Source organism: Chryseobacterium sp. 2987 (assembly GCF_031456375.1).
Lineage (GTDB): Bacteria > Bacteroidota > Bacteroidia > Flavobacteriales > Weeksellaceae > Chryseobacterium > Chryseobacterium vaccae.
In genome coordinates this window covers 640516-666853 of sequence record NZ_JAVDUN010000001.1, presented here as the reverse complement: position 1 = coordinate 666853, position 26338 = coordinate 640516, and the positions used below count along the sequence as shown (strand labels likewise).

The following is a 26338-nucleotide window of genomic DNA, read 5'->3' as shown; positions in this document are numbered from 1 at the left end:
TTAATCTCAGGTATACAACAGGCCGGATTTTTGTTATTTTGCACCCGGCTCTATCAACATAATACAATAAAATAAGAAAAATGGAAGAGATATATCTATACAAAGACGAATATGACAATGATTGTCAATTTCTCAGAAAAAAATATTATGAAAAGGTATCTTCTTTAATAACAGATTTTTTTGAAGAACCATTACCCGATAATGAATTTCATCAACGTTTTCTGAATGTACTCAATACTCTTGAAGATTATCATGACGTATACCACATCACAACCGAAATGCCTTTTTACTGGGCTATCTGCATCATTGAAGACAGATGGACCAATAATCATCTGATTAAAAACAAAACCAATGATGAGTATAGGGAATGGAGTAAAAAGTACCGCGCAGAAAACAATATTATCACATTTATTATAGAAGGAATTAATGAAGAAACCTATGTTTTCAACGATAATGAAGGTGGGAAAAGCCTATTTTTAAGGAAAAAATTTTATGAATTTGTAGATAATCTGGTTACTGATTTTTTTAAAAAGCCTTTTGAGTATAATGTGATGAATGCAAGACTTATTAATAATTTAAATGCTTTATTCGCTGATGGAAACTATAAAGATATTAACCGATTTATAGGTAACCCGCCTTATTGGGCGCTATCGATCATAGAAAATAAAGAAACAACCCATGTTCTGAGTGTAGAGCAGTTAAAACTATATCCGGAATTTCTTGAGGAGTTTTATCAGAAAAACGGGATCAGCTCTTTTGTTATTCCGGAGAAGAAATAAAAGATACTGGTTTAATGGAAATTTGATTATTTTTATAACTAAACTATAAACTAAAACCAAGTGAAAAATTTCACCTCTTTGAATATTACAACAATACCCGGCCACGTCTCATCAGTTACCCTATCTAAAGTAAGTTTTCTTAAAAAGTCCATAAGTACTAAGCTTTTTTCCATGAATTTCATTTTGGCAGTATGCCTTTTTACAGGCAATCTGTTATGGGCAATCCAACCCAATTTCACCACCAAGAATATAAAATTCAGCAGCGAAGGCGTATCGCTTTCCGGAACAATTTTTAAGCCTGATCATGTTTCAGCTGCAGTTGTCATTGTGCATGGGTCCGGGCAGGAAAAAAGAATGGTAGAATTTGCAACTCTTTTGGCTGAAACAGGCATTGCTGTTTTGACGTATGACAAACGGGGTGTTGGAGAATCCGGTGGGACCTATGCCGGGCCGGAAGTGGGAACCAATAATGTAGACGCTTTAAATCTTAACCTGCTTTCTTTAGATGCAAGTGCCGCTGTAAATACTTTATCCAAGGACTTACGAAACAATCGTATCAATATAGGTTTGATTGGCGGCAGCCAGGCTGGTTGGATCATACCTTTAGCTGCCAAAAAAAATAATAAGATCAAATTTATGACGATATTCAGTGGAGCATTGATTACGGTTAAGCAACAGCTCCGTTTTCAGTTTTACACCAATGGGAATTCTGGTTTCTGGGACACTCATACGGAAGAAGACGCCCGGAAACACATCATGACCGATCCCGACAGATACGAGTTTACAGACACCGATCCCTGCAATACTCTTGCTCAATTATCAGTTCCCGGACTATGGATTTTTGGAGGTAAGGATATACAAGTCCCAGTGAATCTATCCATTGAACAACTGAATGCATTAAAATCCCATAACAAGCGCTATGAATATAAATTATATCCGGCTTTAGGGCACAATACTGCATTTTCAAGCTCTAAAGAACCCGTTGAATATGCTGTCAGCTGGATAAAAAACAGAAAATTATCGAAATAGTATGGATAGCAGTCAATATAATCCAAAATAACGTCTGGCTTAGCTCTACGAAGTCAGGAGACTTCGTAGGATGTTTAAGATTACTTTTATTTTATCCGCTCAAAGCCAGAAAACTTTGCGCAGCAAATATCGAGCAAAACAAAAAAACCGCATCTTTCAAAAGAAAATCCCAAATATTCCGTTTAATTCTTAAATTTGACTAATGCAAAAGAATCTTTATTTCATCATTATATTATTTTCTCTTAGCAGCTGCTATACTTATCAGGTAAAAAAACAAGCAGATCCGGCAGCCGATAATAAGCTGGAAGCTAAAAAGAATGCAGCTCTTGCCAATAATACTGCTGCAGAAATGAAAAGTGCACCAGCTGACCCTCTAAGTATAAACCCAAAACAAGCACAAACCTCTATGCCGATGAATATTCAGGAGAGGCTTGTCCCTAATAAGAATTTTAAAATTGATGTTGATGGCAGATCCTATAAAATAATCGTTGACCGATGGGAAAGCGACAGCCTGGTAGCCCATCCTGTTAATAGTCCTAAAAAAACACTGAAATTCCATAAGAACCAGATTAATGCAGAGAAAATTGCAGAAAAACGATTCTCGCAACCCATAGCTGATATTATTACGGTTGTTGCTTATACCGCAATTGGTGTTGGAGTATATCTGCTTGTCCGCTAATTTTTAAAGTTTTTCCGGTAATCACAGAAATATCACTTTTTGAAGTCTTCCGACTTTGGAACATATTTTAAAAGAATTATTAATTATTTTTTCTCGCAGATTTTGCAGATGACGCAGATTTTTTTTAGATGGCTGATAAAAATCTTAAGTGAACTTCTATTCCCAAAGTATTTAATCTTAGAATAACTCTTAAATGTAAAAATCTTTGTGCCTTTTGACTTCTTCGAACCTATGGTTTGTGGTTGAAAAGTATCGCCTCGGATACACGAATTTTTTAATATTTTTCACGGATTTCTATTTGTATGGATATTTTTCTGCCACGCAAAGTCTTAATTTCTTTGAGTAGAATCAACTCCGTTGATTCGATGAAGCGGTGATTTGCCTTTGGTTAATTTTTAAAATAGTAGATTATGAATAGATTGTTGTTTAATTTAACACCAAAACAAAATCCATATCAAGAAGAACCCAATTCAGAATATGAGATTTGGGGTGAAATCATTCTTACAATCAACGATCAGTCAAAAACAATTGAAATATTAGGTCATCAATGGGATATTCTTGAAGTTTATGAATGGTTTCTAAAAAATAAATCTGCATTACTCACAGAAACATTCCCATTCTATTTTGAAGATGAAAAATGTATTGCAAATTGCAGAGATATTTTATACGAGAAGCATAATTTTAAAGATTTAAATGAAGAAATTGAGTATTATGATACAATTGAAAATTACTTCTCAAATCACCATTTTAAATTAAAAGGCACAGGTACCCCAATGTTATTTATAGGACTGAAAAATAATAGTGGAGAAGTATCGTGGTTTGACATTAAAAAGCAAGAGTATAGTTATTTCCCTTTTAATATGCAGGATTTCATTGAATCTACTGACCATGAATTCACAAAATTATTTAGCAGATGGCACAACAGTGATGAAGATAAAAGTTTAAAAGTTCTGGAAAGAATTAAAGAGATTGAGAATAGTAATGGTAATCATTTTTAATGACAGTGTCACCCCACTATCGCACGAACCCTTTCGTACAATAACAAAGCTTATGAAATATAATCCTTCAGGATTGTGGAAATTGTAATTACACTCATCAATTATGTTTTTATAAAGATAAAAAACTTTATCGGAATGGGATGATTGAGATAAAACCACACCATGCAATCGTGTGGTAACATGGGCTTCGGAGCCACTACTCAAAGCAAGCCATCACAAAGGCATATTCCCCCCACATTTCCCCTCAATCGTAGTTCTACTACAATTTCACAGATTTAATGTAATTTAATATTAAACAACCTATTTTTTATCTAACTTAGGTGACATAATACCAAAAAAACGCACAAAATATTATGAAAAACACCTCAAATTCTGATAAAGTTTCAGAAAACCACATTTCGGGTATCAACCGGGTGGTAAAACTGGACATTGTGGTTGAGGGCAAAGCTATCAATCACTTTAAACACTTTCGTTTACAGCAGAGTGCAAGAAAGCACCATAATTTTGAACTGGTATTGGCTCATGACTCTTTGGGTGAAGTGCAGAACCACAACCTTGCACAGGCCCAGAAGTTTTTAGGAAAAAGAATCACCATTGTTTTCAAATATAAAGATGCAGAACATGAAAGCCCCGAAAGAACATTTGTGGGCCTCATTACCAAAGTAGCATTCAGTCAGGAAAAAATGAGCCTGGGAAATATTATCCTGAAAGGGATGAGCCCCACAATTCTGATGGATGCCGCCCCGCATACCCAGAGTTTCGGAGGAAGCCAGGAGGTGAATACCAACATTATTGCCAGCCGGATTATCAAAGAGACCCTAGGGACTAATAAATTTGATTTCAGGGTAGATACCCAGAATAAAAGCTATATCAGCTACAGTTCCCAATACAACGAAACCCATTACAATTACCTTACAAGGATTGCAGAAGCCTACGGAGAGCAGTTTTATTATGACGGCGAAATCCTTCATTTCGGAAAGCTCCCCTCTTCTGAAAAACCTATCCAGCTGACGTATGGAAGCAATGTAAATGATGTGGTTGTTGAGCTGAAAGCGGTTCACACCAAACCGGAATACTTTGGCTATAACAGCAGCAGCCATACCAAAATGGTGGGTTCCGATGACCGTATACAGCATTTGGGAGAGTTATCTTCCAAAGCCTATGAACTGAATGACACCATTTTCACCACCCGCTCTCTGACCCCTACTCCCGTTAATGCTAATATGTTCCTTGATGTGGATGATTCCCAGAAAAGCGCTAGAGGAAGTAAAGCCGTAGAGGTTTTTACCGTTACTGGGCAGACAACAGTTCCGTTCTTATATATTGGTTGTGTTGCAGATTTGGCCATGAGAAAAACGGACAGCAATGAAACCTCACATTTTACCACCTTAATGATCACAGAGGTGAGTCACGAGGTGGATGCAAGAGGCTATTATACAGGAACCTTTGAAGCCATCGCTGAAGGAACCGGCTTTATGCCCAAACCCAATTTTGAAATGCCCAATGCAGAACCACAGGTGGCCACAGTAATATCAAACGTAGATCCACTGAACCAGGGAAGAATACAGGTACGGTTTGACTGGCAGCTGAATGATACCACCCACTTTATCCGAATGATGAGCCCCGATGCAGGCGGAACAGATGCCATCACCCAAAACAGAGGTTTTGTAGCCGTTCCGGAGATTGGCGATCAGGTAATGGTAGGGTTTGAATACCACAATCCCGATTTTCCGTTTGCCATGGGCGGAATGTTCCATGGGCAGGTAGGCCTGGGCGGAGGTGTGGACAATCATCTGAAATCTATACAGACCAGAAGTGGGATCAGGGTATTAATGAATGATGCAGACAAAAGTGTAACCATTAAAGACCCAAGCGGAAACACCTATTTTATGGATGGCCAGGGCAATATTCAGGTAACTGCACCAAAGAATATGACCTTTATAGCCGGAGAAGACATGCATATTTCAGTGGGCAGGAATATGACCACCAAGATCGGACAGGACAGCACCATCAATATTGGCAACGATCACACCGAATCCATCACCAAAAGATATACCCAGACCTCAGAAAACAAAAGTGTTACCGTAAGAAAAGATCAGACAGAAAGCACGGGTAATAAATTCAAAAGCATCGCCGGAGAAACTGACATACAGACCTCTAAAGGCGATTTAAAACTGAGAGGAACCACACTGGCCGTATTCCAGGGAGGAAAAGACGTTAAAGTAAGTAAAGGCTAAGCCTGTTTCAGCTGATGAAAGTAAATTTTCAATTGTTAACGGCTATAGCAATTGAATCCAAATCCAAAATATGAACACATGGAAGAGCAAAAGACTTCAGCGCATGACCGGAAGCTTTCTGAAAAAAGAGCGGAACGGCAGAAAAAATCCAGCGAAGATTCTCCATCAGAAAAGAGAGAGATGGTAATGCATGGAGCCAAACTGAGCTGTCCTTATGCTCAGGCGCCCGGAGAACTGAAAGTTACCTCCAACGAAATAAATCTTCAGGATAAATTATTTGCCACAAAAGGCGATGGAAACAACATGGTGAACCTTCAGTTTAAAGGAACCTGCGGACACCCGAAATGGCCTGCCCAAAACATGTCTCCCCCACCCTGCATGAGCGTGATCAAATTAAGTCCATGGCAGAGCCTGGGAACCTCCAGCATACAGGAACAGACCGTTCTGGTAAAGGAATCTTACATCAATTGTACTCCTGATTTTAATGTGGCTGTTGCTTCACCGATTCCGAAAGTGGATAGGATTTTAACACCGGAGGATAATGTTTACACCGTTTCTGTCTTTTATAATGATGTGAAAATAGATCCTGAATCTTTTGTTTTTATTTCACCTGAACCTGCAATGCCTAAAATAAGAATTGAGGTTTATATAGGAAAAGATTGTGTCCATAAAAGTTTGCGGTTTAGATTAAAGACGGAATTTAAGTTTAAGGCAATCAAAACAGATTACGATAGAAATGATGTTGATTACTTTCCAGCAAAATCTGACGGGGGGAATGCATTTATGATTGCCGAAAAAGGAAAAACTAAATATGATGTTGACTTTCGTGGCCTATTTAGAGGAGGTACTGCAACTGTAGAAATATGGAATGAAGCAAAAACTTCTATTTTAAGTAATTTCCAATTTTATATAAGAGGAAAAAATCCTACAAAAGAAGTTGTAAAAAAATATATGAGCGATAAGGGATATTTAAAATATTGGCCAGTATACAGGATGATTCTTCACGAGTCAGGTAGCGAATTTTATCCTGTTGTAAGACAATTCTGGGATCCTGAGTTTGTAGGAAAAGGAGAAAAGAGAAAAGAAGCTGTATATGGTCCCTCCGGAAGAGTATTTGAAAGCAAAGGTATTCCAAATTATGGAGAACCAGACGGATGGGGAATATGCCAAATAGATTTTACTTATGAAAAAAGAGAAAAGAAAGACCAAGATTACATTACAAAACTCAATAAGAACCCCAACTATATTTGGAACTGGAAGGAAAATTTATCCATAAAGATGGATAAAAAGATATCGGATAAGTTAGAGGCAGCTAAAAAACATTTGGAAAAATTATTAAAAAGCAGCAATTATTTGGTAAAACCAACTGAACAAAAAGAAGGAAACCTTACCTATAAGTGGTGCCCAACAACCATTCCAGAACTTTCATCTTTAAATAAATATATGCCACAAAAAGCAGACAATTCTGCTGTTAAATCCTTGTTGGATGCTGAATTCATAAAACTATATAATGGTGGACATTATGTAAAGGATATTGATAGTAATGGGAATGCAACTTTTAAAAATCATGAAGAATACAAAGGGATAAAAATTTATTATGTTGAAAAGATTAGCAATATAACTGAATGAAAAAATATATTTTAATACTAATTCTGTTGATTTCCTGTGTAAGAAATCAGCCTAAAAATATCTCAAACAATGAAGATATCCATATAGCAAAAATTGATTCTACGGAGATTGAGGGTAAAATACTATCTCCCACACCTTCCAAGAAACAAAGTACACCAAAAAATATAGATACATTGGGAGTTCCATTAAAGTATGTAGTAACCATTCCATTGGAAGCAAATAAAAAAAAGATAGACATTCGATTGCTACTCTCTAGGTCTGAAGATCTGTTAAGAGGAAAGCATTATACCATTCCCGAAATAGAGGAAGGTACAAGCTTTTTACCTAAGTCTGCATATGAATGTATAGAAGGAACTGTTGAGTTTCAACATTCGCAAGTTATCAATTACAATTCATATTATTATACTTATAATTATTATAAGAATAGCGGATTTATAGAAAATGATTATATCGGTTATCATAAAGTTGATTTCAGGAATGGTAATCTGAATTTTATAACAGTTATGGATATTGATGAAGACGGATATGAAGATCTTCTTATTCTGGATCTTGCAAGCTCTATGAGAGACAATGATATGTATCAATTTTACAGATGGTCTGAAAAAGAAAGCAAATTTATATTTGTTCCGGACTTTTTCGATAAAGCCGCCTTCTATGGATGGGACAAAACAGGAAAATATCTGATAACAGGAGTAAGTGATACTAAAGAAAGAAAACTTTATAAAAATAAAATTGTTAAGGGCAAACTGAAGACTGTTGATCAGTGTACAGAATATGCAGTGTCAGATAAGTTTTGCTGGTAAATCAATATTTTTTAATATTAAATAATTTACAAACAGATGCTGAAATTAACTAAATTATACAATGGAGAACATTACATTGTTGACATTCCTAAAAACAGAACATTAAGATAAAGCAAAAAAATATAAAAAAAACTAGAAGATAAAAAAGCTATTTGGACAATAAGTGAAAAATAGATGTAAAATATTTTAAATGCATATTATGAATTTTATGCTTCCCCTAACGAAATTGAATAGATTATCCTATACTGTTTTATGTGGCACGGCATTTTTTGTCGCTGCATCAATACTGTATTTTATTTTGAATAATTTGGTTGATAAAGTCGTAGGGGCTCCTTTGGGTTCGGTCTATCACTGGGCGCATCCTTATTCATTTATTATGGTATTTGAAGTTTTCTTTATGATAACGATATTGTTGACAGGAAACAGAAAGGCTGCTCACAGCAATATGTTCTATTTTATTTTTTATGTAGTCTGGAATAGTGCTTTCTTTAGTTTTTTCCGGTTTGTTGTGGTCTCTTTTTGATATGAATGCTGGCTACTTTCCCCAAGGATCTGAGCTTTTTAAAAAAATATTTTCAGATATGTTTTATGGGTTAACTTGGGTGGTTTGGCTATTTTAAGTGCTATACCTTTTTAGTTTTTGGAGTATCGTTTTTTATTATTAAAAATTATAAAAACTTTTATTAACAATAATTCTTAAACAAATAGTTAAGAAAGAATAGAAAAGCAAACAGTGGTTTAAAATGTTTAAATTTTAGAGATGAGAGTTATTCGTATTGTAATTTTAGCACTATTGTCGGCTTTCATGAGCTGCCATTCATCTGTAAAAACGTCTAAGAATATTTCGGTTGGAAGTATAAATGACTCAATCAACCTTTATGCCTTTATAGGAGAGAAAATTTCAGTTGAAGAATTTAACCCCAATATCAATAATGAGATTACAGGAAAAGAAATTGATGAAGAAACCGGAGATTCAGTGAGTGTTATTAAACAACATTATGTGATGGATTATGCATTTCGTTGTAAATATAAAGTAGTGAAAAACATCTTCAATAATTTACCGAATGATACTATTGAATTTTTAGCCTATGATCATTATGGAAAACCTGCATTTTCAGAAAGAGATTCTGTAATTCTTTACCTCTCAGAGGATAAAAAAGATAACCATTATTTTCATCAGAAATACCAATATGATGATGTATTCAAAGATAAAAATGGAAATTATTACAGCTATCCAAAATTCAGAAATACAGAAGATTTGAACTATGTGAAAGAAAATATAAAAGGTTTTAAAACAAATTTAAAAAATAAAAAATTTAATTTAAAAAATTTAGGTCCTGAAGTCAGAAGAATATACTATCCAGAAGAGTTTTATGCAATTAAAAACAATTTTGCCCTTCCAATCAAAGGAATTAATTTGAATGAATTAATAAGTTACAGGCTAAAAACATCTTTTAAAAATTTGTAAAATTAACCAGCTGACTTACAAAATCTGGAGATCACGAATTAACAGTTTATTACAAAAAATGAAAAAATTGGTTACTGGTTTTATATTATTTTTCTTGATTTCGATTGGTGGGCAGAATGCTGTTCATGACAGTCTGAAAATGTATTATCAGGACTCATTAATTGTCAATAAAAGTTTTAAAGACGGAACAGGACTCAGTAAACTGACCGTGAAAGTAATTAATCCCTGTAATGCGGAAAAAGAGAGGTTTGACGGCGCAGTAACAATGATCAGTGCTGTTGTTAAAAATAAAAATTACAGCGATAGTATAGCTTATCATTATCCGGATGCACAATCGGGCTTAATTAATTTAAAAGCAGAGAACATATCCGGTTATACCGTAAATAAACATCAGGCTGTTTTCATCCCTTTTACGTATTGCGGAAATTGGGATAATGATACAAAAGTCTCCTGCATCATACTGTATAAACGCAAAAAGTATCTGTATCATATCCAATACTATTGTGGTGAGGATGGAAAATGCAGAATTAATGATAATCTGAACATTAGATTAAAAGATCTGCCTTCAGAATTAAAATTGAAAGTGAAGAAAGACTTGGAAACAAAGTATAATAAATCAGATGATTTTTACTAATCAGCTCAAAATAAAAGGTTATGAGTGACGAACAACAAAAAGATGATTATGCTGTAAACCCCAATCAAAAGGTTTATGATGTACCGCACCAGGTGGATCATGAGGTGAATGTGGTGAAAATATATTTTGCGAAACAGGTTCCTAAAATGACATGGGAAACCAAAGAAGAAACTTACCCTGTAAAAAAAGGAGGCTTAGTATCTGATGTTAAAAAGAAGTATCAAAAAAAAGGAAGAAGGAACATCCAGGCCGATAAAGAAGACTCTGTAAGATTAGCCGCACAAGAAGAGGTGAAAATCACCTGGGAAGAAGAAATACAGGCGAAAAAAGCCGACGGCACTCCGGATTTTGATTTTGAGAGAATAAACAGCACCACCATTAAAAAGAAAGTCTGGGTGGTAGCCAATTGTGAAGGAGCAAGCGGAAAACTCTCTATCGAGATCCATGAAAACAAACTGGAAAACGCTGAAAACGTCTTCCAAAATCCGGTGAAATTTTTAGATGGAGAAGAAGAGAAAAGTAAAATTGAATTCAACATCAACGGAACACTGGTTTATTCCAAAGAAATATCGCTTCGTCCAAAAAGTGATGAAGATGTAAATAAACTGATCGAAAAACTTAACAAAAGAGATGATTTAAATGCTTTCTTATATTTCAAAGCCGAAGTAAAAGAAACACAAGATGAAGTCAAGTTTCCTGATGATACCCATGAGTTTTTAAATAAGGAAAGTGAAAGATTTGAGATCAGATACTGTGACTGCGGAAAGAAATACACCATTACCTGTACCCGGTACAGTGGTGAATATGGGCCCGCCTACTGGGGCACGAAGAAACTTGAGAACTATGCCGACTGGGATACTTTAATTTCAGACAACAAAATTACCGCTGAAGAAAAAGCGATTTTAGTGGGAATGTCTGAAAATGAAGGCAAGCTGGATTCCGTTCAGTCCTATGACTGGGATCTTTCCGGTGAAAAGATGATATTAACCGCAGGGGCTATGCAGAAAACAGTGGATCATACCGGAAAAGGCGAATTTACCACTCAGGTTGAAGAATTTAAAGCCCAGTACCCTGAAAAATATGAAGAGTTGTTCGTATCATGCGGATGGACGGTTGACTCCGGGATTTTGTATTATAAAGATCCGGCAGACTCCAAAGCGGAAAAAATTACAGGAAATACCTTATCCACTAAAATCAGGGAAAACTGTAAAGAATCTTTATTTGGAAAAGCAGTAGAATCCAAACCTCTGCAGCCAATCGTGAATGCCGTTATTGATAAAACATTTCAAGAAAAGCAGGTGCTGGATTTTATCAAGAGATTAAAAGAAGTAGTCATGCCTATAGTACCTACAGGACATTCCTATAAGCTGTCAGACTATTTAAAATCAAAATTAGGGAAAGCCACTGCGCTGGATCATCACATCAACAGGCCGGGGTATGTAAAAGATGATTTCGGAGCTGCGTTAAACCGGTTTTTTGCTAAAAAAGATGCCCAGACAGACAAAGAAAACAAAACCAGGAAAGAAGGTGAAAAATTAGAAAAAATATCGAGAAATCCTGGCGAATGGGGAAATATGCACAGTACCTATGAGCAGGAAATCCTTGATGATTACGGTAACAAAAGAAGAGGTACCGATATGGATAAACGGTATGAAAAAATGAAAAATAATTCAAACTTATCATGAAAAAAATGACAACCCTGCTGATGATTTCAGTGATTTTAATTACGTGTGGAAATATGGCCTCCCCCCGGAATCATGATGGGCAGAATAAAACGGTAAAGAAAGATACCCTGCTTACTTTAAACAATAATGTATCCCTGTATTATGCTTCATACAACAAGGATATGAAGCTATGGTACAATCTCTATATTATTAATAAAAAGAAGCGAATAAAAATAGATAAGGGAAATAAATACAAAGGAACCGGAAGCGAGCTCTTTACCGCCCTTTCCCCAAATGCCAATTACGTGGTAGTGGATGCCATCATCAAAGATTATGTGCACGAAAGCGATAAAGACAGTACTCTCCACGAAAACTACACGTGTGCGATTATTGATTTAAAAAAAGCAAAAATAGTTAAACAAATGCAGCAGGACTGTGACGGATCATGGAACAAAAAAAACCAGTGGGTTTCCTCCGGAGGAAAAGTAGTTTTTGAGTAAAATAAGGAGTAGAGAATTATGGAGCCAGTATTTCCCATAGATATTCAATTAAACCTTACTGAAGGAAAGAAATTTTATAGCTATTCCTGTAATGAATATACCACCACTCATGGAAAAACGCACAGAAGCGAACTCAATAAAAATTTTCACGTTACGCTGAAGCGTTTAGAAGAAGAAAAATTTGAATACCATCTAGAAATTTTTGACAGGGTTCACCGGGATAAAGAACTGTCACTGTCTGAAAAAGATTTCTTAGCCAGAATTGCAGACATTAATGATGAAGTGGTGGTCATAACAGACGAATATGGCCGTTTAAAAAATATACAGGCATTGTCTGTTCTTCAGGATAAAGTGGAAAAAACGGTAGAAAAGCTCTCCCAGTCCTATGTTGGCAAAAAGGCAGAAGATACTTATCGGTTTTTAAAAGATTTTTACCAAAAGGAAAATTTAGTAAGTAGAGACTTTTTAAAAAACAATCATTTCGGAATGATCCTCCATAAATTTTATGGAACGTATGAAAAGGAAAATCAGGCAAAGCATAGTGTACGCTACCGTAATTTTATGGCCAATACCATAATAGATATAGACGAAACGGTAGAATTGGAAGCCATGCGTTATGATGATGAATTATTACTGTTACAGTATACCGGCAATATTCCTTCAGATAAAAACTGGGAAATGTTTTATGGAGAAATGAAAAGAAAGGAAATCGCTTATAATAGTGAAACAGATATTCCAAAACTGGACAAATACAAAGGACAGATGTTACTGGATTTTACCACCAAAGAAGTTTTGGAGCATAAACTTACCATAGAATTTTCCCTGGGGGAAAACTACCAGAAAAAGATCATCTATCATATCAAAGAAATAAGCTATGAAGAATTATAAAAAAACAGGATGGATTGAAGAAATGCAGGACCGGTCAGATGAAAAACCCAGCAAAGGGTTACCCCATGCTGACTGTGTATTTTTATTATTTGGATAACTCCCGTATTAAAAAAAGAAAAATTTTAAAATGGCGACACGTATTACCATAACAGATTCCGGACAGACACAAACCCTGAATAGCCCGTCGGCTCCGGATACTCCCGATGATTCATTACAGCGTATCACCGATGTTTATTTTGCCCAAAAAGTAACCACAAATGAGGGAACAAGAGTAAGTTTTACAAAAATTGATTCCGCCCACGTACAGCAGGATCATCTTAACCAGGCAATTCCATACGACGCTATATTAGGAAAAACAGTGTATCTGGTCATAGAAACCAGTAATATGGCCAACCTGAGTGTAGATGTAGTGATAAAACCTTCAGCCAATACACTAACCGGAAATACAGATCCATTACAACTAATGCGTTTCATATCCCCCAACCGATATGAAGCACAACGACTGCTTACCGTACAGATAGGAAATTTTGATGCCCTGAACAACAGAGCAGGCAACCATGATCATTATGCTAATTTAACAGACCATACCAATAAAGCCATTATTAAGCTGCAGCTCAGACCTGATTCAAGAGCTACTCTTGATGAATGGACCGAAAGACTCGCAGATGGCAGCATTAATCTGGAAGTAGCAGTGGAAAGAACAGACAATAATCCCTGTGCCTATAAGGATGGGCAGGAAGAAGTAAACGGAGCCGGTATTTTCCTGAATGATGACAGTGCAAGATTCAGAGTGGTGAATAAAACGATATACAACATTCATCATGGTGATAATACGTACAATACTTTAGCATTAATCACTACGAATCCGGAAAGAAGAAGGAGGATTCAGAAGGTGGTGAGTAATCATTCTACCGATATTGTTTATTTTTATTACGATCAAAACGATAATGAACACAGAATCTGTTCCAGAACCAAAACAAGTGTAACCAGAAAAAGAAGAGTGAATACCGTTCCACCGCTGGCCCAGAGAGGAAACCTTTTGGAGACCATAGATTTCGCAGCGAACAGAGCTGCCGGGGAAAGTATAGATGCCCATCAGCTATTGGTGTACTCCAACGGAACCCTTGGTGATGGAGCCACTGATAAATGGTATGCCAATCAACCGGGGGAAATAGAGCTGATCAATATGGATATTATAGGAAATGCAGGTGTAGGACCGCAGATTTTTGAAGCATTCAATTATAACCGGAATGGAGTTATCATCCGGTATGGATTCCAGCATACCAGGAGAAGAAGCATTCAGCCGGATTTATTTTCCGGTTTCCTGGGAGCATTAGCACAGTTCAGGCAGGCAGGAAACAATCATTATATTGTATCTCAGGGATTTTCCTATTCTGATGCATCCTGCTATCCCAGTGCAGAACATGTGAATGGAGAAGCGGGAGACCTGAATTTATTAACGACTCAGGAGGATGGCGTAAATACGGTCCTTACCGCAGAAAATTTTGATTATGACAGCCAGGTAACGCTTCGGAATCTTCTCTATGAATTTGGGTTTGAATCAGGCCGGTCAGAAAATTTTTCCAACACCTCAAATACCAGTGCTGAAGACAATGCCACCACACGGCTGCCTCATACCACGCATACCGCTACTCCACGACATAATAACCATTTGCATGTTCACGGTTTCACTCCAATATCAGATATATATGCCTAAAATTAATATCGCTTTTACGATTTTGTTTTTCCTTTTTTTCAGCTGCACTACGGCTCAAACGGAAAACAAAGTAGTCAACACAGAACCACAATCGCCAGGTAAAAGATCAATTCCGTTCAACACCAATACAGCGGATTGTATAACGCTGCCCTTTGGATATTCAGATATTTCAAAACGAATGACCATTGACGCTGTTTTGCCTGTCCTACAGGATGTAAATCAATTAAAGGAACTCAATGCCTTAAAATTTGAAACACTCATCAAAAAAGATCTTATCATACTTCCAGAACAATATGATGTTTTTCTGCCATTCAGCAAGGAGGTCAATGAGAAATATGACCGCATTAAAATCGCTTCTGATTTCATTTGTTATGGACAATATTCACTGTACTTTATGGCGGTTTATAATACCGTTCGTTACGCGGAACCGTTCATCGAAAAAATATATCTGATTTCAACAAAGGACAATAAGCCCCTCGATATGAAGAGAATATACCTTCATCATGAAGGAGAAATGGGATTTGCTAACCATACCCTGTTTAATATCGATAAAAACCATATCATTTCCCTTCAGGATTACGAATTTTCTGAAAGTCCTTTTACCTTAAAACCTTTACAAAAATACCAGATTCTGTCCTCCGGGAAATTGGTCAGATACTATGATCAGGATGGTCTTTATAAAAATGATGAAGAACAGGGCATGGTGAAAAACCACAGCAGAGAAGGGAAATGGGTAGAATTCAAACCCAACAGATTTATAGATTTACAGCAATATCCGGAATTTACAGATCCCTATACTTACCTGGAAGCAGAGTATAAAAATGGCTTACCCGTTGGAGAGTGGAAATGTTATAAATTACTGCAGAAATATAATGAAGAAACCGGAGAACCCATCATCATTACAAGGAAAAAAGGAAAGTTGATCTACACTGAAATCTATAAAGACGGATTACTGGAAAAACGGAATTTTCAGTAGCGGAAGCAGGGTGATGTATACGGGAAAACGTAAGAATTTACAAACTGAATGTTCCAAGAGTTTATCAGCGATAAAATATGCGGATACATTATTCCCACGAATCCCTCAGGTTACGCGGATGTTTGTAGAAAATCTGCGTAATCTGAGGGAGAATTAATTTTTTATCGCCACGGATACACGAATCCTTTTTATTCGTGCATCCGTGGCATTTATAAAACAGCATTCAATTTTGTTCGGAAACAGGTAGAAACGCATTCTAAAATTCTACATATAATTTGAATCATTTAAACACAACCCATTCCAATCTATGACAATCAAATAGTCTAATTTCCGGAATTCGAAACCTTCCCAAATTTAAAAGAGTTGTTTTTTAATAACGATATTTAATTATATTTGAAAATAACTAAACTCCATAACCAGGAAACTTAATTGATCTGATTTTTTAAACTTATCCATGAATAAAAGAAAACTATTAGAAGAAAAAGAATGGGAATATTATATTTTTGAGGAAAACCATACTATTCAATTATCAGTTCCAATTCCCAATCCAAGCCCTGGATTTGATATTATATATACGCTGAACGATTCTGAACGGGAAAAATACTTACATACAGGCATTAAAGCCCTTGAAGAAAGAATACAGGATATGAAAGTCAATTTTTCAAATTATACCATGAATTCATGGAGATAGTCCTATATCATTAATACAAAAAACAATTCTCCAAAGCCATAAGGCTTTAAAATGTTCCTTTCTAAAAGAAAATAAACTGATGTATAAACTCACAGACCATGTTGATATAGAGATTATTGCCGGGCAGCAATTATCCGCCATTCCCAGAGTGCTGATCTATGATGTGGAAATTCTTCTGACAGCCTCTAACAGCATTAAGGAAATAGAGCATGAAATACTGACAACCAATGGAAGCGATAAAGGCTGGTTATTTACAGAAAACAACGATACATTCAGGTTTAATGCTGATGACCATTTGCTCACCTCTGTTTACTTCGGTTACAGCGAACTGGAAAAAGAACCTCATCATAAACTGGATCTGGTAACAAATGCAAAAAAGATAGTAGGTATTCCTAAACTCATATATCCCTTGTCATTTGATCTGGAACCATTTGATACAGGTACTGTGTACCCTCCGGCAACATCCTGTTAGGATATGGTGATATTTTTTTAAACAGTCAGAATCAATGTACGGAGTTACAAATAACTGAAAATATATCTTTACTGTTCAATGAGAACAATTTGTATTGTGCATGGCTTATAAAGCACCCTGAACAATTTTTGGCGGATAAGATAGCACCTGTTGAAAAATACCAGGTTACTCCTCTTTTAAAGAAAAGCTTTTGGGAGGTTTTTCAATTTATCAATCAGGAAAAAATAAGCCTCATGGAAAAAGAAGATATTCCTACATTTCATGAATTACTTTCTTTATACAAAAGCATTCACCATAGCCTTGAAAAGCATGACAAACTGGAAATCTTAACCGATAAATTATTTGATTTTGCAGATAATTTCTACTCTCAGGAGCAAATGCAGCATTTTAAGTAACACAAGATATTCCTGTATATAAATAAATGGAAGCAGATAAAATATAAAAAATGAAAGCAAAGAAAATAATGTATGCCTGGGCAGCAGTCATACAATTTACTTATAAGTTCAACAAAGAAAATAATACCCATATTAAATATACCAGTGAAGTACTGGATGGCTCTCTTTTCGTAACAATAGACTTTAAAGAAACTCCATTTCAGTTAATTTTTGAGTACACTTACGAATTGGGAAGTATCCAGAATCATTTGGCGGGGAAAAGAGAACAGTTCTTACCATTGGAATCGTATCCTTTTCCTCCTGAAGATGATAAAAATATAGCTGACTTTCGCCAAACCAAACAAAAATTATTTGACGGAGATGAAGGAGAATGTTTACAGAAGGTTTTTAACGCCGATGATCAAAAAGCCACCGTAACAGATTTTTACAACAGTCCGTTAAGAGCACTAAAAAAAGAAATAGATGCTGAAAGTTTTGATAAGGTCATTGAAGAAAGTAAATTTAACCTTATTAACAGCCATCATGAAATATATACATCTGAAGAAGGACTGGATGTTCATTATCTCATAAGAAATAAATTGATATACCTGTTTTCCTACGGAGAATATCAGCCGGGCAGATATATGCTGTTTTTAGAAGGGGTCTGGTATTATAAACCATGGAATAAGGATGAATAAAGAACAGTTATTGGATCGTTTTATTAATGCAAGATGACCAAAGAGATTTTAAATATTTTAGGAAATATGGAAAATAATAATTTTGAATTCAACCTCACTTTAAATGGTACTATACCGGGAACTTCATTTAAAAAAATAGAAGAATTAATCGTTCCTCATTTTAAAAATATAGAGAAGATCAATTTCCATGATGATGGGTATGGTAATGTAACGATTGAAAATAAATACTGGGAAATTTATATCTATCTCTCGGATATGCTGATAGAAGATGTAGAAGAAGATTATTTAATAAGTATGGCCTATAGAGGCTCTTTTGAAGAAGGAGAAAAAGAGCTGAAAGAATTTGCAGCGTATCTGCATGAGAAAGGCTTTATCTATTCTCTGGAGTATGAAGATATAAGTGATCATGAGTATCTGATACAACATCCTCAATGGAACACTTCTTTTGAGGAAAGGAAAAAATATTATAAATAATTGAATGAGACTTTGTAGCAAAATAAAAGAGCAGTACATTTAAAATGATAGATATAAAAATTAAAAATAAACTTATTACTGAAAACGAAATCAGTGAACTCACCAATCAAACAGGGAAAATATTTCCAAAAGATTATAAAGATTTTTTGCTGAAAAGCAATGGTACTTATTTTGAATCTAACGATATTTTCTTTGGAGAATATGACGATGATATCAATGTATTTGAAATTTACTCTTTAAAATATGGAAAATCAAACTTTTCAGAACACAACGAATTTACCGGTGGTATTCTTGATGATGGTTATTTTAATATAGGCAGAATTAGAGGAGGTAATATCTGTATGTCTTTGCAGGAACAGAATTATGGTTCCATATATGCTTATTATTCTCCTGTAGAATTAGAATTTCTCGCACCTTCTTTTACTGAGTTTCTGGAGGGCTTAATTGATTACAAAGATATTTTTGGGATAAACCCACTACTCCGCTGCTGTACGAATCACAGGAAATGATGACCAGCTGATGGAAGATGCTCAAAAATTTTTATTAAGTTTTACAAAATATAAGTATTAGCAAGGACAGACCAATAAAAGAAATTATAAAATTTGAACAATCATCAATTAAATTCTATGAAAAGCATAAAACAAAGATTAGATGAAAATTATATACTGGGATGCATCAAACATCAGGAGAAATATCAGTTCTATATCATGCCAATTGCATGGTGGATCTTGAATTATGCAAAATACAGCCCGTCTATATTACAGGATATTTCCCGTCAGAATTTCAGAAATGGGGCATTAAATGTAACTGATGACAAAATACACTCCTTTTTCATGTCCATTTCAGAAGATCAGATTTCAATATCAGAAGTAAAAAGTATCATTGAAAATTTCAGAAAAGAATATTATGGAATTACATTTTTTATAGATTTTGATACAAAAGAATACATCAGTACATTCCACGATATTGACATAGAAACATACCTGCCGGACAAAACCTGGACAGGAAAATATGGAAATCCAACGGATTATATACCTAAAAATATTCTAGATCAAATCAGCTGATTTCGGGAATCAAATATTTTATCTCCGCTACCGCACGAATCCTTTCGTGTGATTCCTAATATTATAAACACGCTCTTACCCTTTTAATAAAACACGACACCTGAAACATAGGCCCTGATCATAATATTTAATTATATTTGAAGATCAACTAATCAACCATTAAGATGAGCGACAGCCAACATGAAATAAAACTCAGGCCAACAACAGTTGCTGATTTAGATATTCTTTATCAGTTCCAGATTGATGATGGAGCCTGTCATCTGGCAGCATTTACTTCAAAGGACTCTGCCAATAAAGAAACCTATCTAACCAAATATACCCAATTACTGAAAGATCCAACCGTTAACAACCAAACTATTTTTGCCGATACTGTTATCGCTGGAAGCATAGCAAAGTTTGTCATGGAGGGCGATGCAGAAATCACCTACTGGATTGATAAAGCTTTCTGGGGAAAAGGTGTAGCCACAACGGCATTAAAAGATTTCCTTAAGATTGAAAAAACAAGACCTATTTTTGGACGTGTAGCCTTTGACAATATAGGCTCACAGAAGGTTCTTGAAAAATGTGGCTTTGTAAAAATTGGTACTGACAAAGGTTTTGCCAATGCCCGGCAGGCGGAAATTGAAGAATTTATCTACAAACTTGATGTTTAATTTCAAAAATGTAGAAATCTCAATGTTCCCGGCTCTCCGATGTCTCCTGACTTCGGAGTATACATTACAAAATTTATTGATTATATTGGATCAAAGGCGGGAGACTTTGCGCAATAAGAAATTCATTAAGCAAAGAAAAGCCTGACCGGAAGGAAATGCGTTGAGAATATCATGACTATTTTTTACTGAAAAATATGAATTATTATTTACTGAGACATGAAATTAATGAAAATGACATTTATGTTAATATTGAACAGCAAGGTTCATTAGAATTGCTGTCACAAGGAAAAACTCCCAAAATATCCAGAACTTATTATACAGGTGAAAATATAACAGATTATATTTCCCTCGGAGGATTTGGAATTTCTTATAAAGCCATGTCATTTTTTAAAAGTGAATGTGGTGAAGACCTTAGCTTTATTTCTACAGTGATATATAGGAAGGACACTGATGAACCATTACCTATTTACTTAACCAAAGTGAATCAGGAAATTGACTGTATAGATGATGAAAAATCTGAACTGTTTATGCTAAGTGATAAAAAAGTAAGACGGATTAAAAGATTATTTTTTAAAAATAATATCACTGAAAACATTTTCAGAGTCAGGGGATTAAAGGACAGGGTTTTTGTAAGTGAAAATTTAAAAAATAAAATGATGAATCTGGGTCTGAAAGGTTTTGAGTTTATTCCTGTTGAAGAATTTACTTTTTAAATCTATCTTTATCAACCCTGAACAATACCGGGATCGGGAATTAAAAAACAGGAAACAATGAAAATAAGCAACGCTTTTTATGCAGACATTGCCGTAATACAGTTCACCCATTGGTTTAATACTCAACACAACACACCAATCTGTGCCTATGCAGAACTTAAAGAAGGTGTACCTTTTGTGGAAATTGATTTTAAGGATACTGATAAGGAGTTAATTTTTAAATATGCACTACGGCTTGGAGAAATACAAAATGAGTTAGCTCAAAAAGAGAAATATTCCTTAGACTATTTAAAATACCCATTACCCCAAAGGAAGATAAAAAATATCGGTTAGATTAAATAAGAAAGCTCGCCGCTCTCCGAAATCTCCTGACTTGGGAGCATACATTACAAAATTTGTTGAGTGTATTGGCTTAAAGTCAGAAGACTCTGTGCAGCAGACTTAAAAAAGACATTCAATTAGCGTAACACTATAAAGTAGTAGAAAATGATACATCAAAGTTTTATTAACGTATTAGGGGAGCCTGAAATAATTGGTAAAATAGATATCTTAAAATTAAAAACTGTTTTTTCTGAACAATTGAGTAATTTCGAGGACAACCATATTCTTTTAGAATACCTGGAACATTATGGAGTATCTATTTTTAAAGGAGGCTTTTTCTCTTTTATAAATCCCATGGATTATGAAATCCAGTTAAAGAAATTTCCAAAATTAAGAGATCAGTCTATTATGCCATTTGCAAAGACTGCTATGGGAAACTTTTATTTAATTGGCGAAGTAGATGATGAAGTTTGTCTTGCTTTCTATAATATTCATACAGAAGAATATAAATATGTTGATTATGAGTTCACTTTATTTTTTACAACATTGGCAGGAAATAAATACCATACAGAGACGGAGGCATATGGATTGATAGAAATTCCAGCATTAGAAAAATATGGACCCGTAGAAATAGATGAGTGTTTAACATTTGTCCCAGCTTTAGTTCTTGGTGGAGATGAGGATATTAAGAGTATACAGAAAGTAAAAATAAAAGAGAATATAGAAATATTATCAAAGGCTTTCAGCTAAGATATTAATATCCCTGCCGCCACACGAATCCTTCGCGTGGTATCATTATTATCAATTATAACATTTTAAATACCCTGAAAAACAAATAACTTATGAAATATTTCGAGATTGTCATCAATGCAGATTTGCCGGTTACAGGTAAATACCCTCAGGTAAAAGGTTTAAAAATTAATTTTCATGAAGCAAGGGCTTCACAGTGGGGAATAATACGTCAATGGAAATCTGAAGACGATATCCCGGATCTGAATAATTTTCTTTTTCAGAAAGGTACCAAACTCACAGATATTGTCACCAATAACTTTGTAAACATTACCTCCGGAATTTTCATCAGCGAAAGGGCAAAATCTGTTTTTGACTCTTTTAGGATTAACGGTACTATTTATCCGGTTTCCATTTACGAACAGGATAAAAAGCACAGCTATAATTTCCTGTGGTATGAAATAGGTGGCAAAAGTAAAATAGATTGGAAAGCATCTGTATTTATTGAGTATCAAACTATTGAAAAGCTATACGGTGAAATAATTCCGATTGAGGATTTTGAGGATTATAAAATGAAGGGTAGAAAGCTGGATGCAGAGAAAGAAGGATGGGATATTGTTCTTAAAACATTAAAGCTGAAAGAATATTTCGATATTACCCCTGCTTTTGGTATTGGCTTAATCTGCAATGAAAAGGTTAAAAATGCGATTGAAGAAAGTCATTTAACTGGTTTTCTGTTCAGGCAGTTAGATACTGAAGTTGTTTTTGAACAGTCATAAATCAGACTGATACGGGCCTCTGCCTCATTTGTTCGTAGTTTTTTAGATACAAGCGAGACGTTTGCACCAGCAGAGAAAAATTCCTGAAGCTGACTTAAAGTCTGAAAATCCTCTGGAAATTAATCAGTTATTTTTTTTGAATGATCAGTATGGAAAAAGTAAATTATTATAAAATGAATTACTCGGTTGATAAGAAAATAACCGGGACCAGAGAGGCCCAGATTATTAATTTTATTGACCCTGAGAATAACAGTCCGGAAAGAACTAAAAATTATTCCTATATAGGATTAAACCATATAGATTCTTCTATGGATTTCACAAAATTCAAAGCTGATGAAAAGGCAAAAGTGACAGATATTCTGAGCAGTAATTTCTTTTCAAGTTATTATATGATAAGTGGAAAATTCAAAAAAATAATTGAGGATTTTACTTTTCATCATATTATTTTTCTGGACTCAATAGTCACTTTCAGGAACGAAAGGTACCCTTATTTTATTCTCAGTGTAATTGAAACCATTGATATTGTCAACTTTCCGAAGTCAACTTTTATCGCAGACAGACTTTCTCCGGCACTTAGATCGGGAGGAGATATTGTAGCGGTAACTTCAAACAATGATTATGTTCTAAAGTCTTCTCAGGTATGGAATGAAAAAGGGTTTGGCTATTCACTCATACCAACAAAGATCGTCTTAAATTATAGATCAGATCTTGTGAAATTTCCTTTTGGAATGACTTTAATATCCGAAAAATTAAAGCAGAAAATAGAAGAAGAAAAGCTCACCGGAATCGTATTTGAAGAAACAGATATAGAATTTTATATTGATCAATAAGTCCTCATGTTCAAGAGAAGCTTTGGTTGGTACTCGATGATAATTCCCAGGCAAAGCGGAACATTGGCACTAACAGAAGGAATAATCCAGCACCAAAAATTAATATTTAAAATTTTTCAGATCAACAGGATGAAGAAAATAAAGTTTTACAAAATCAGTTACTCTATTGATCCCCAGATAACCGGACAATTACCCAGACATTCAGATAGCCAGATCAATGGTTTTATTGATCCTGAAAATAACAGTGTTGAAAGAACAGATCAATATCAGTATAAAGGCTTGACGTATATTCCGGAAGGAATAGATATGCATAAGTTTAAAGCAGATCATAATGCAAAAATTACAGACTTAATGAGCAGCTTATTTTTTGCATCACAGGGATTTTTTGTAAGTAATAAATTCAATGAAATATTGAAATCATTAATCACAAGTAATATTAGAGCTTATGGAGCAACCGTTTTTTTTCATGAAAGTCCATTAGATTATTATTTTTTAGATTTTACCAGAACATCTGACATTGTCGATTTTAATCGCTCCACATTCGTTGCTGATCATTCAGCTCCTGCTATGAGAAGCGGAGGAGAGAAGGTTTCTGTTTTATCATTCGAAGACTATAAAGAGAAAGGAAGGCTGTTGAGGAAAGAACAAGGCTTTGCTTTTGAGTTAATCCCTGTAACGCTGGCATTGAATTATCCTTCCGATATGCTTCAGTTTCCTTTTTCCGGATTAAAATATGTTTCTGAAAAACTCAGGCAAAAAATAGAAGAAGAAAAACTCACAGGAATCGTATTTGAAGAAACAGATATAGAATTTTTTTGTTGTTTTCAAAACTATTAAATAGTAAATACTTTCCTTAATTATAGGGAAATAACATGGGGCAGCCTTACCTCAAAGGAATTAGATTCCATCAGCACTCTTTGCTTCCCTTGTTTCTTTCTCCAGATTTTTAATGAAATATGAAGGAGGCATATCGGTTTCTTTTTTGAAAATAGAAGTGAAAACCTCTCGGGATGCAAAACCTGACATCTCAGCCAATACGGCTATTTTATATTTTCTGATTTTAGGATTATCGTACAATTCCTGCATGATGTAGTCAATTCGCAGTGCATTAATATAGTTATTGAAGTTCTTTTTCTTGTATATATTAATGATTTGCGAAAGGTATTTAGTATTGGTGTTCAAATCGGTCGATAAGGAAGCCACGCTGATATTGGAATTGAGAAAATTTTTAGATTCTTCGAATTTTTTCAGCTTTTTTAATAATACTTCTGTTGTTTCATCCGCCATTGCAGTTTCTGCTCCTTCATCATTCATTATTTTTGATGAGGCTGTTGCTTTTTGTTTTTTTAGTTTTTCAATGAGTAGCAATGCTTTTGATTGTTTTTGCCTATAGAAATACCAATAAACAAGACTAATAGCAGCCAAAACTACTAATGATGCCCATATTATCCGTAGCAGATCCGTATTGTATTTTTCTTTGGTCTTTTCAGATAGATTCTGGAAGGTTTGGTTGGCTTTTTTTTCATTGAGGATCAACAGACTATCGTTAAGCTTGGTGAAAAGGTTTGAATAATACTTTGACGAATCTATTTTTCCGAGATTCATATAGGATTGATAAAGTATTTCATAAGCCGTTGTCTGCAGTGCCAGGTTTGTATCTGGATTTTGGGAAAGCAGACTGCGTTTTGCATACGTAATCGCTTTTTCCGGCTTTCCTGTCGACAAATAAAGTTGCCCTAAATCCGCTAAAATCTCCTTTCTTTCATAAGCCGAAAAATCAATACCATCGTACATTTCATAAGCTTTCAGATAGAAATATTCAGCAGAATCTACCTGGTTTCTCATATCATACATATATCCTAAGCCACGAAAATTTTGAGCATCCAGATGTCTTTTTCTCAGGAATTCGTTTTTATCAGCAGGCTTAATTTTATCCGATTCTTTTATGCTCCTTATCATGAACTCTGTCGCTTTTTGAAGATCCGGTCCTAGGGCGTTTTCATAATTGGAAGAAATATTTCCATATATCTGAGATTTTGTTAAGCTTCTTTCATTCAGGTTTTCAATTTTATCACTAAGAGTCAGAGCCTGCAGATACAATTGTTGGGCATATTCATAAAACCCAAGCATCTTATACTGAATAGCCTTGTAATGGCACATATCGGCTAATGCTTTATAATTGTTGGCTTTTCCTGCGATCTTTTCTCCAATTTCAGCTTCTTTTATAGCCGATTTGTAGTCTAATTTTGATACTTCATAGAGATCAATGATCTTATAGATGCATTCCAAAGCTCCTTTATCATAGCCAGACTTTAGGCTTTCTTCTTTCAGTTTTTTTAAATCAACAAGTGCTTTATCAGAATTTTCAGTATTTATGGCTGCAATTGCGGTCTCAATTTTTTTTTGCAAAGCAAGCTGTTCTGCATTAATCTGCGAACAGGTAACATAGAAAACATCAAAAATAAAAAACAAAGACAGTATGAATTTCATAACATCTGAAAATTGATTACGTTAAAATAAAACAATAAAAAAAGGAACC

General features: G+C 34.9%; 29 protein-coding genes. 28 read left to right on the top strand and 1 reads right to left on the bottom strand.

Annotated elements, in window-relative coordinates; translation table 11 throughout:
* The first annotated feature begins 80 nt into the window (after window positions 1-80).
* The 28 genes from J2Y40_RS03005 to J2Y40_RS02870 all read left to right on the top strand — a co-directional run bounded on the left by J2Y40_RS03005 (window position 81) and on the right by J2Y40_RS02870 (window position 24636).
* A complete protein-coding gene (locus tag J2Y40_RS03005) occupies window positions 81-779 on the top strand; it encodes a hypothetical protein (protein WP_153393782.1) in 699 nt (232 codons plus the stop codon).
* A 171-nt stretch (window positions 780-950) separates the two neighbouring features.
* A complete protein-coding gene (locus tag J2Y40_RS03000) occupies window positions 951-1808 on the top strand; it encodes a S9 family peptidase (protein WP_153393784.1) in 858 nt (285 codons plus the stop codon).
* 202 nt (window positions 1809-2010) lie between these two features.
* Window positions 2011-2487, top strand: a complete 477-nt coding sequence (locus J2Y40_RS02995) for a hypothetical protein (protein ID WP_309996791.1) — start codon at window positions 2011-2013, stop codon at window positions 2485-2487.
* Between the two features lie 410 nt (window positions 2488-2897).
* The gene (locus J2Y40_RS02990; protein WP_309996788.1) at window positions 2898-3485 is read left to right on the top strand and encodes a hypothetical protein; all 588 of its coding nucleotides are present in this window, start codon (window positions 2898-2900) and stop codon (window positions 3483-3485) included.
* A 353-nt stretch (window positions 3486-3838) separates the two neighbouring features.
* On the top strand, window positions 3839-5722 hold the full coding sequence (locus J2Y40_RS02985; protein WP_153393790.1) for a type VI secretion system Vgr family protein: 1884 nt from the start codon (window positions 3839-3841) through the stop codon (window positions 5720-5722).
* A gap of 180 nt (window positions 5723-5902) precedes the next feature.
* The gene (locus J2Y40_RS02980; protein WP_309997530.1) at window positions 5903-7351 is read left to right on the top strand and encodes a PAAR-like protein; all 1449 of its coding nucleotides are present in this window, start codon (window positions 5903-5905) and stop codon (window positions 7349-7351) included.
* Complete coding sequence (locus J2Y40_RS02975; RefSeq protein ID WP_309996784.1) at window positions 7348-8154, top strand: hypothetical protein; 807 nt, start codon at window positions 7348-7350, stop codon at window positions 8152-8154. The genes J2Y40_RS02980 and J2Y40_RS02975 overlap by 4 nt, the downstream gene beginning before the upstream one ends.
* A gap of 760 nt (window positions 8155-8914) precedes the next feature.
* On the top strand, window positions 8915-9622 hold the full coding sequence (locus J2Y40_RS02970; protein WP_309996781.1) for a hypothetical protein: 708 nt from the start codon (window positions 8915-8917) through the stop codon (window positions 9620-9622).
* A 58-nt stretch (window positions 9623-9680) separates the two neighbouring features.
* On the top strand, window positions 9681-10256 hold the full coding sequence (locus J2Y40_RS02965; RefSeq protein WP_153393798.1) for a hypothetical protein: 576 nt from the start codon (window positions 9681-9683) through the stop codon (window positions 10254-10256).
* Window positions 10257-10276: 20 nt separating this feature from the next.
* The gene (locus tag J2Y40_RS02960) at window positions 10277-11941 is read left to right on the top strand and encodes a hypothetical protein (protein WP_309996778.1); all 1665 of its coding nucleotides are present in this window, start codon (window positions 10277-10279) and stop codon (window positions 11939-11941) included.
* A complete protein-coding gene (locus J2Y40_RS02955) occupies window positions 11938-12420 on the top strand; it encodes a hypothetical protein (protein WP_153393801.1) in 483 nt (160 codons plus the stop codon). Before J2Y40_RS02960 ends, J2Y40_RS02955 begins: the two co-directional genes overlap by 4 nt.
* Window positions 12421-12438: 18 nt before the next feature.
* Window positions 12439-13308, top strand: a complete 870-nt coding sequence (locus J2Y40_RS02950; RefSeq protein WP_309996774.1) for a hypothetical protein — start codon at window positions 12439-12441, stop codon at window positions 13306-13308.
* Window positions 13309-13435: 127 nt separating this feature from the next.
* A complete protein-coding gene (locus J2Y40_RS02945; protein ID WP_153393805.1) occupies window positions 13436-15025 on the top strand; it encodes a hypothetical protein in 1590 nt (529 codons plus the stop codon).
* Window positions 15018-16001 (top strand): hypothetical protein, encoded by a 984-nt coding sequence (locus J2Y40_RS02940; protein ID WP_153393807.1) that lies wholly within the window; start codon window positions 15018-15020, stop codon window positions 15999-16001. Before J2Y40_RS02945 ends, J2Y40_RS02940 begins: the two co-directional genes overlap by 8 nt.
* Window positions 16002-16455: 454 nt before the next feature.
* The gene (locus tag J2Y40_RS02935) at window positions 16456-16692 is read left to right on the top strand and encodes a hypothetical protein (RefSeq protein WP_153393809.1); all 237 of its coding nucleotides are present in this window, start codon (window positions 16456-16458) and stop codon (window positions 16690-16692) included.
* A gap of 79 nt (window positions 16693-16771) precedes the next feature.
* On the top strand, window positions 16772-17164 hold the full coding sequence (locus tag J2Y40_RS02930) for a hypothetical protein (RefSeq protein WP_309996771.1): 393 nt from the start codon (window positions 16772-16774) through the stop codon (window positions 17162-17164).
* Window positions 17165-17397: 233 nt separating this feature from the next.
* Window positions 17398-17559 carry a hypothetical protein gene (locus J2Y40_RS02925; RefSeq protein WP_309996767.1) on the top strand — a complete coding sequence of 54 codons (162 nt, stop codon included), beginning with the start codon at window positions 17398-17400 and terminating at the stop codon, window positions 17557-17559.
* Between the two features lie 50 nt (window positions 17560-17609).
* Window positions 17610-18236 carry a hypothetical protein gene (locus tag J2Y40_RS02920; protein ID WP_153393813.1) on the top strand — a complete coding sequence of 209 codons (627 nt, stop codon included), beginning with the start codon at window positions 17610-17612 and terminating at the stop codon, window positions 18234-18236.
* A 33-nt stretch (window positions 18237-18269) separates the two neighbouring features.
* Window positions 18270-18710 (top strand): hypothetical protein, encoded by a 441-nt coding sequence (locus tag J2Y40_RS02915; protein ID WP_153393815.1) that lies wholly within the window; start codon window positions 18270-18272, stop codon window positions 18708-18710.
* A 44-nt stretch (window positions 18711-18754) separates the two neighbouring features.
* Window positions 18755-19219, top strand: a complete 465-nt coding sequence (locus J2Y40_RS02910; RefSeq protein WP_153393817.1) for an SMI1/KNR4 family protein — start codon at window positions 18755-18757, stop codon at window positions 19217-19219.
* 117 nt (window positions 19220-19336) lie between these two features.
* On the top strand, window positions 19337-19774 hold the full coding sequence (locus tag J2Y40_RS02905; RefSeq protein WP_153393819.1) for a hypothetical protein: 438 nt from the start codon (window positions 19337-19339) through the stop codon (window positions 19772-19774).
* Window positions 19775-19938: 164 nt separating this feature from the next.
* Complete coding sequence (locus J2Y40_RS02900; RefSeq protein WP_153393821.1) at window positions 19939-20427, top strand: GNAT family N-acetyltransferase; 489 nt, start codon at window positions 19939-19941, stop codon at window positions 20425-20427.
* 194 nt (window positions 20428-20621) lie between these two features.
* Window positions 20622-21140, top strand: coding sequence for an imm11 family protein (locus tag J2Y40_RS02895; protein WP_153393823.1), 519 nt, complete (start codon window positions 20622-20624; stop codon window positions 21138-21140).
* 57 nt (window positions 21141-21197) lie between these two features.
* Window positions 21198-21473, top strand: a complete 276-nt coding sequence (locus J2Y40_RS02890) for a hypothetical protein (RefSeq protein WP_309996762.1) — start codon at window positions 21198-21200, stop codon at window positions 21471-21473.
* A gap of 153 nt (window positions 21474-21626) precedes the next feature.
* A complete protein-coding gene (locus J2Y40_RS02885; RefSeq protein ID WP_153393827.1) occupies window positions 21627-22211 on the top strand; it encodes a T6SS immunity protein Tdi1 domain-containing protein in 585 nt (194 codons plus the stop codon).
* A 92-nt stretch (window positions 22212-22303) separates the two neighbouring features.
* Window positions 22304-22969, top strand: coding sequence for a hypothetical protein (locus J2Y40_RS02880; RefSeq protein WP_153393829.1), 666 nt, complete (start codon window positions 22304-22306; stop codon window positions 22967-22969).
* Between the two features lie 173 nt (window positions 22970-23142).
* Window positions 23143-23799 (top strand): hypothetical protein, encoded by a 657-nt coding sequence (locus J2Y40_RS02875; RefSeq protein WP_153393831.1) that lies wholly within the window; start codon window positions 23143-23145, stop codon window positions 23797-23799.
* Window positions 23800-23928: 129 nt separating this feature from the next.
* Entirely contained in the window at window positions 23929-24636 is a 708-nt protein-coding gene (locus J2Y40_RS02870; RefSeq protein WP_309996754.1) for a hypothetical protein, read from the top strand.
* A gap of 60 nt (window positions 24637-24696) precedes the next feature.
* Here J2Y40_RS02870 and J2Y40_RS02865 read toward each other — a convergent pair whose 3' ends face one another.
* The gene (locus tag J2Y40_RS02865) at window positions 24697-26289 is read right to left on the bottom strand and encodes an AraC family transcriptional regulator (protein ID WP_309996749.1); all 1593 of its coding nucleotides are present in this window, start codon (window positions 26287-26289) and stop codon (window positions 24697-24699) included.
* Between the last annotated feature and the right edge of the window lie 49 nt (window positions 26290-26338).

Coding starts and splice junctions, on each gene's coding strand:
- J2Y40_RS02870 (WP_309996754.1), top strand. CDS start 23,929: ATGAAGAAAATAAAGTTTTACAAAATCAGTTACTCTATTGATCCCCAG.
- J2Y40_RS02875 (WP_153393831.1), top strand. CDS start 23,143: ATGAATTACTCGGTTGATAAGAAAATAACCGGGACCAGAGAGGCCCAG.
- J2Y40_RS02885 (WP_153393827.1), top strand. CDS start 21,627: ATGATACATCAAAGTTTTATTAACGTATTAGGGGAGCCTGAAATAATT.
- J2Y40_RS02960 (WP_309996778.1), top strand. CDS start 10,277: ATGAGTGACGAACAACAAAAAGATGATTATGCTGTAAACCCCAATCAA.
- J2Y40_RS02965 (WP_153393798.1), top strand. CDS start 9,681: ATGAAAAAATTGGTTACTGGTTTTATATTATTTTTCTTGATTTCGATT.
- J2Y40_RS02975 (WP_309996784.1), top strand. CDS start 7,348: ATGAAAAAATATATTTTAATACTAATTCTGTTGATTTCCTGTGTAAGA.
- J2Y40_RS02900 (WP_153393821.1), top strand. CDS start 19,939: ATGAGCGACAGCCAACATGAAATAAAACTCAGGCCAACAACAGTTGCT.
- J2Y40_RS03005 (WP_153393782.1), top strand. CDS start 81: ATGGAAGAGATATATCTATACAAAGACGAATATGACAATGATTGTCAA.
- J2Y40_RS02955 (WP_153393801.1), top strand. CDS start 11,938: ATGAAAAAAATGACAACCCTGCTGATGATTTCAGTGATTTTAATTACG.
- J2Y40_RS02985 (WP_153393790.1), top strand. CDS start 3,839: ATGAAAAACACCTCAAATTCTGATAAAGTTTCAGAAAACCACATTTCG.
- J2Y40_RS03000 (WP_153393784.1), top strand. CDS start 951: ATGAATTTCATTTTGGCAGTATGCCTTTTTACAGGCAATCTGTTATGG.
- J2Y40_RS02920 (WP_153393813.1), top strand. CDS start 17,610: ATGAAAGCAAAGAAAATAATGTATGCCTGGGCAGCAGTCATACAATTT.
- J2Y40_RS02990 (WP_309996788.1), top strand. CDS start 2,898: ATGAATAGATTGTTGTTTAATTTAACACCAAAACAAAATCCATATCAA.
- J2Y40_RS02890 (WP_309996762.1), top strand. CDS start 21,198: ATGAAAATAAGCAACGCTTTTTATGCAGACATTGCCGTAATACAGTTC.
- J2Y40_RS02915 (WP_153393815.1), top strand. CDS start 18,270: ATGACCAAAGAGATTTTAAATATTTTAGGAAATATGGAAAATAATAAT.
- J2Y40_RS02980 (WP_309997530.1), top strand. CDS start 5,903: ATGGTAATGCATGGAGCCAAACTGAGCTGTCCTTATGCTCAGGCGCCC.
- J2Y40_RS02925 (WP_309996767.1), top strand. CDS start 17,398: ATGGAAAAAGAAGATATTCCTACATTTCATGAATTACTTTCTTTATAC.
- J2Y40_RS02935 (WP_153393809.1), top strand. CDS start 16,456: ATGAATAAAAGAAAACTATTAGAAGAAAAAGAATGGGAATATTATATT.
- J2Y40_RS02940 (WP_153393807.1), top strand. CDS start 15,018: ATGCCTAAAATTAATATCGCTTTTACGATTTTGTTTTTCCTTTTTTTC.
- J2Y40_RS02865 (WP_309996749.1), bottom strand. CDS start 26,289: ATGAAATTCATACTGTCTTTGTTTTTTATTTTTGATGTTTTCTATGTT.
- J2Y40_RS02970 (WP_309996781.1), top strand. CDS start 8,915: ATGAGAGTTATTCGTATTGTAATTTTAGCACTATTGTCGGCTTTCATG.
- J2Y40_RS02905 (WP_153393819.1), top strand. CDS start 19,337: ATGAAAAGCATAAAACAAAGATTAGATGAAAATTATATACTGGGATGC.
- J2Y40_RS02880 (WP_153393829.1), top strand. CDS start 22,304: ATGAAATATTTCGAGATTGTCATCAATGCAGATTTGCCGGTTACAGGT.
- J2Y40_RS02945 (WP_153393805.1), top strand. CDS start 13,436: ATGGCGACACGTATTACCATAACAGATTCCGGACAGACACAAACCCTG.
- J2Y40_RS02910 (WP_153393817.1), top strand. CDS start 18,755: ATGATAGATATAAAAATTAAAAATAAACTTATTACTGAAAACGAAATC.
- J2Y40_RS02895 (WP_153393823.1), top strand. CDS start 20,622: ATGAATTATTATTTACTGAGACATGAAATTAATGAAAATGACATTTAT.
- J2Y40_RS02930 (WP_309996771.1), top strand. CDS start 16,772: ATGTATAAACTCACAGACCATGTTGATATAGAGATTATTGCCGGGCAG.
- J2Y40_RS02950 (WP_309996774.1), top strand. CDS start 12,439: ATGGAGCCAGTATTTCCCATAGATATTCAATTAAACCTTACTGAAGGA.
- J2Y40_RS02995 (WP_309996791.1), top strand. CDS start 2,011: ATGCAAAAGAATCTTTATTTCATCATTATATTATTTTCTCTTAGCAGC.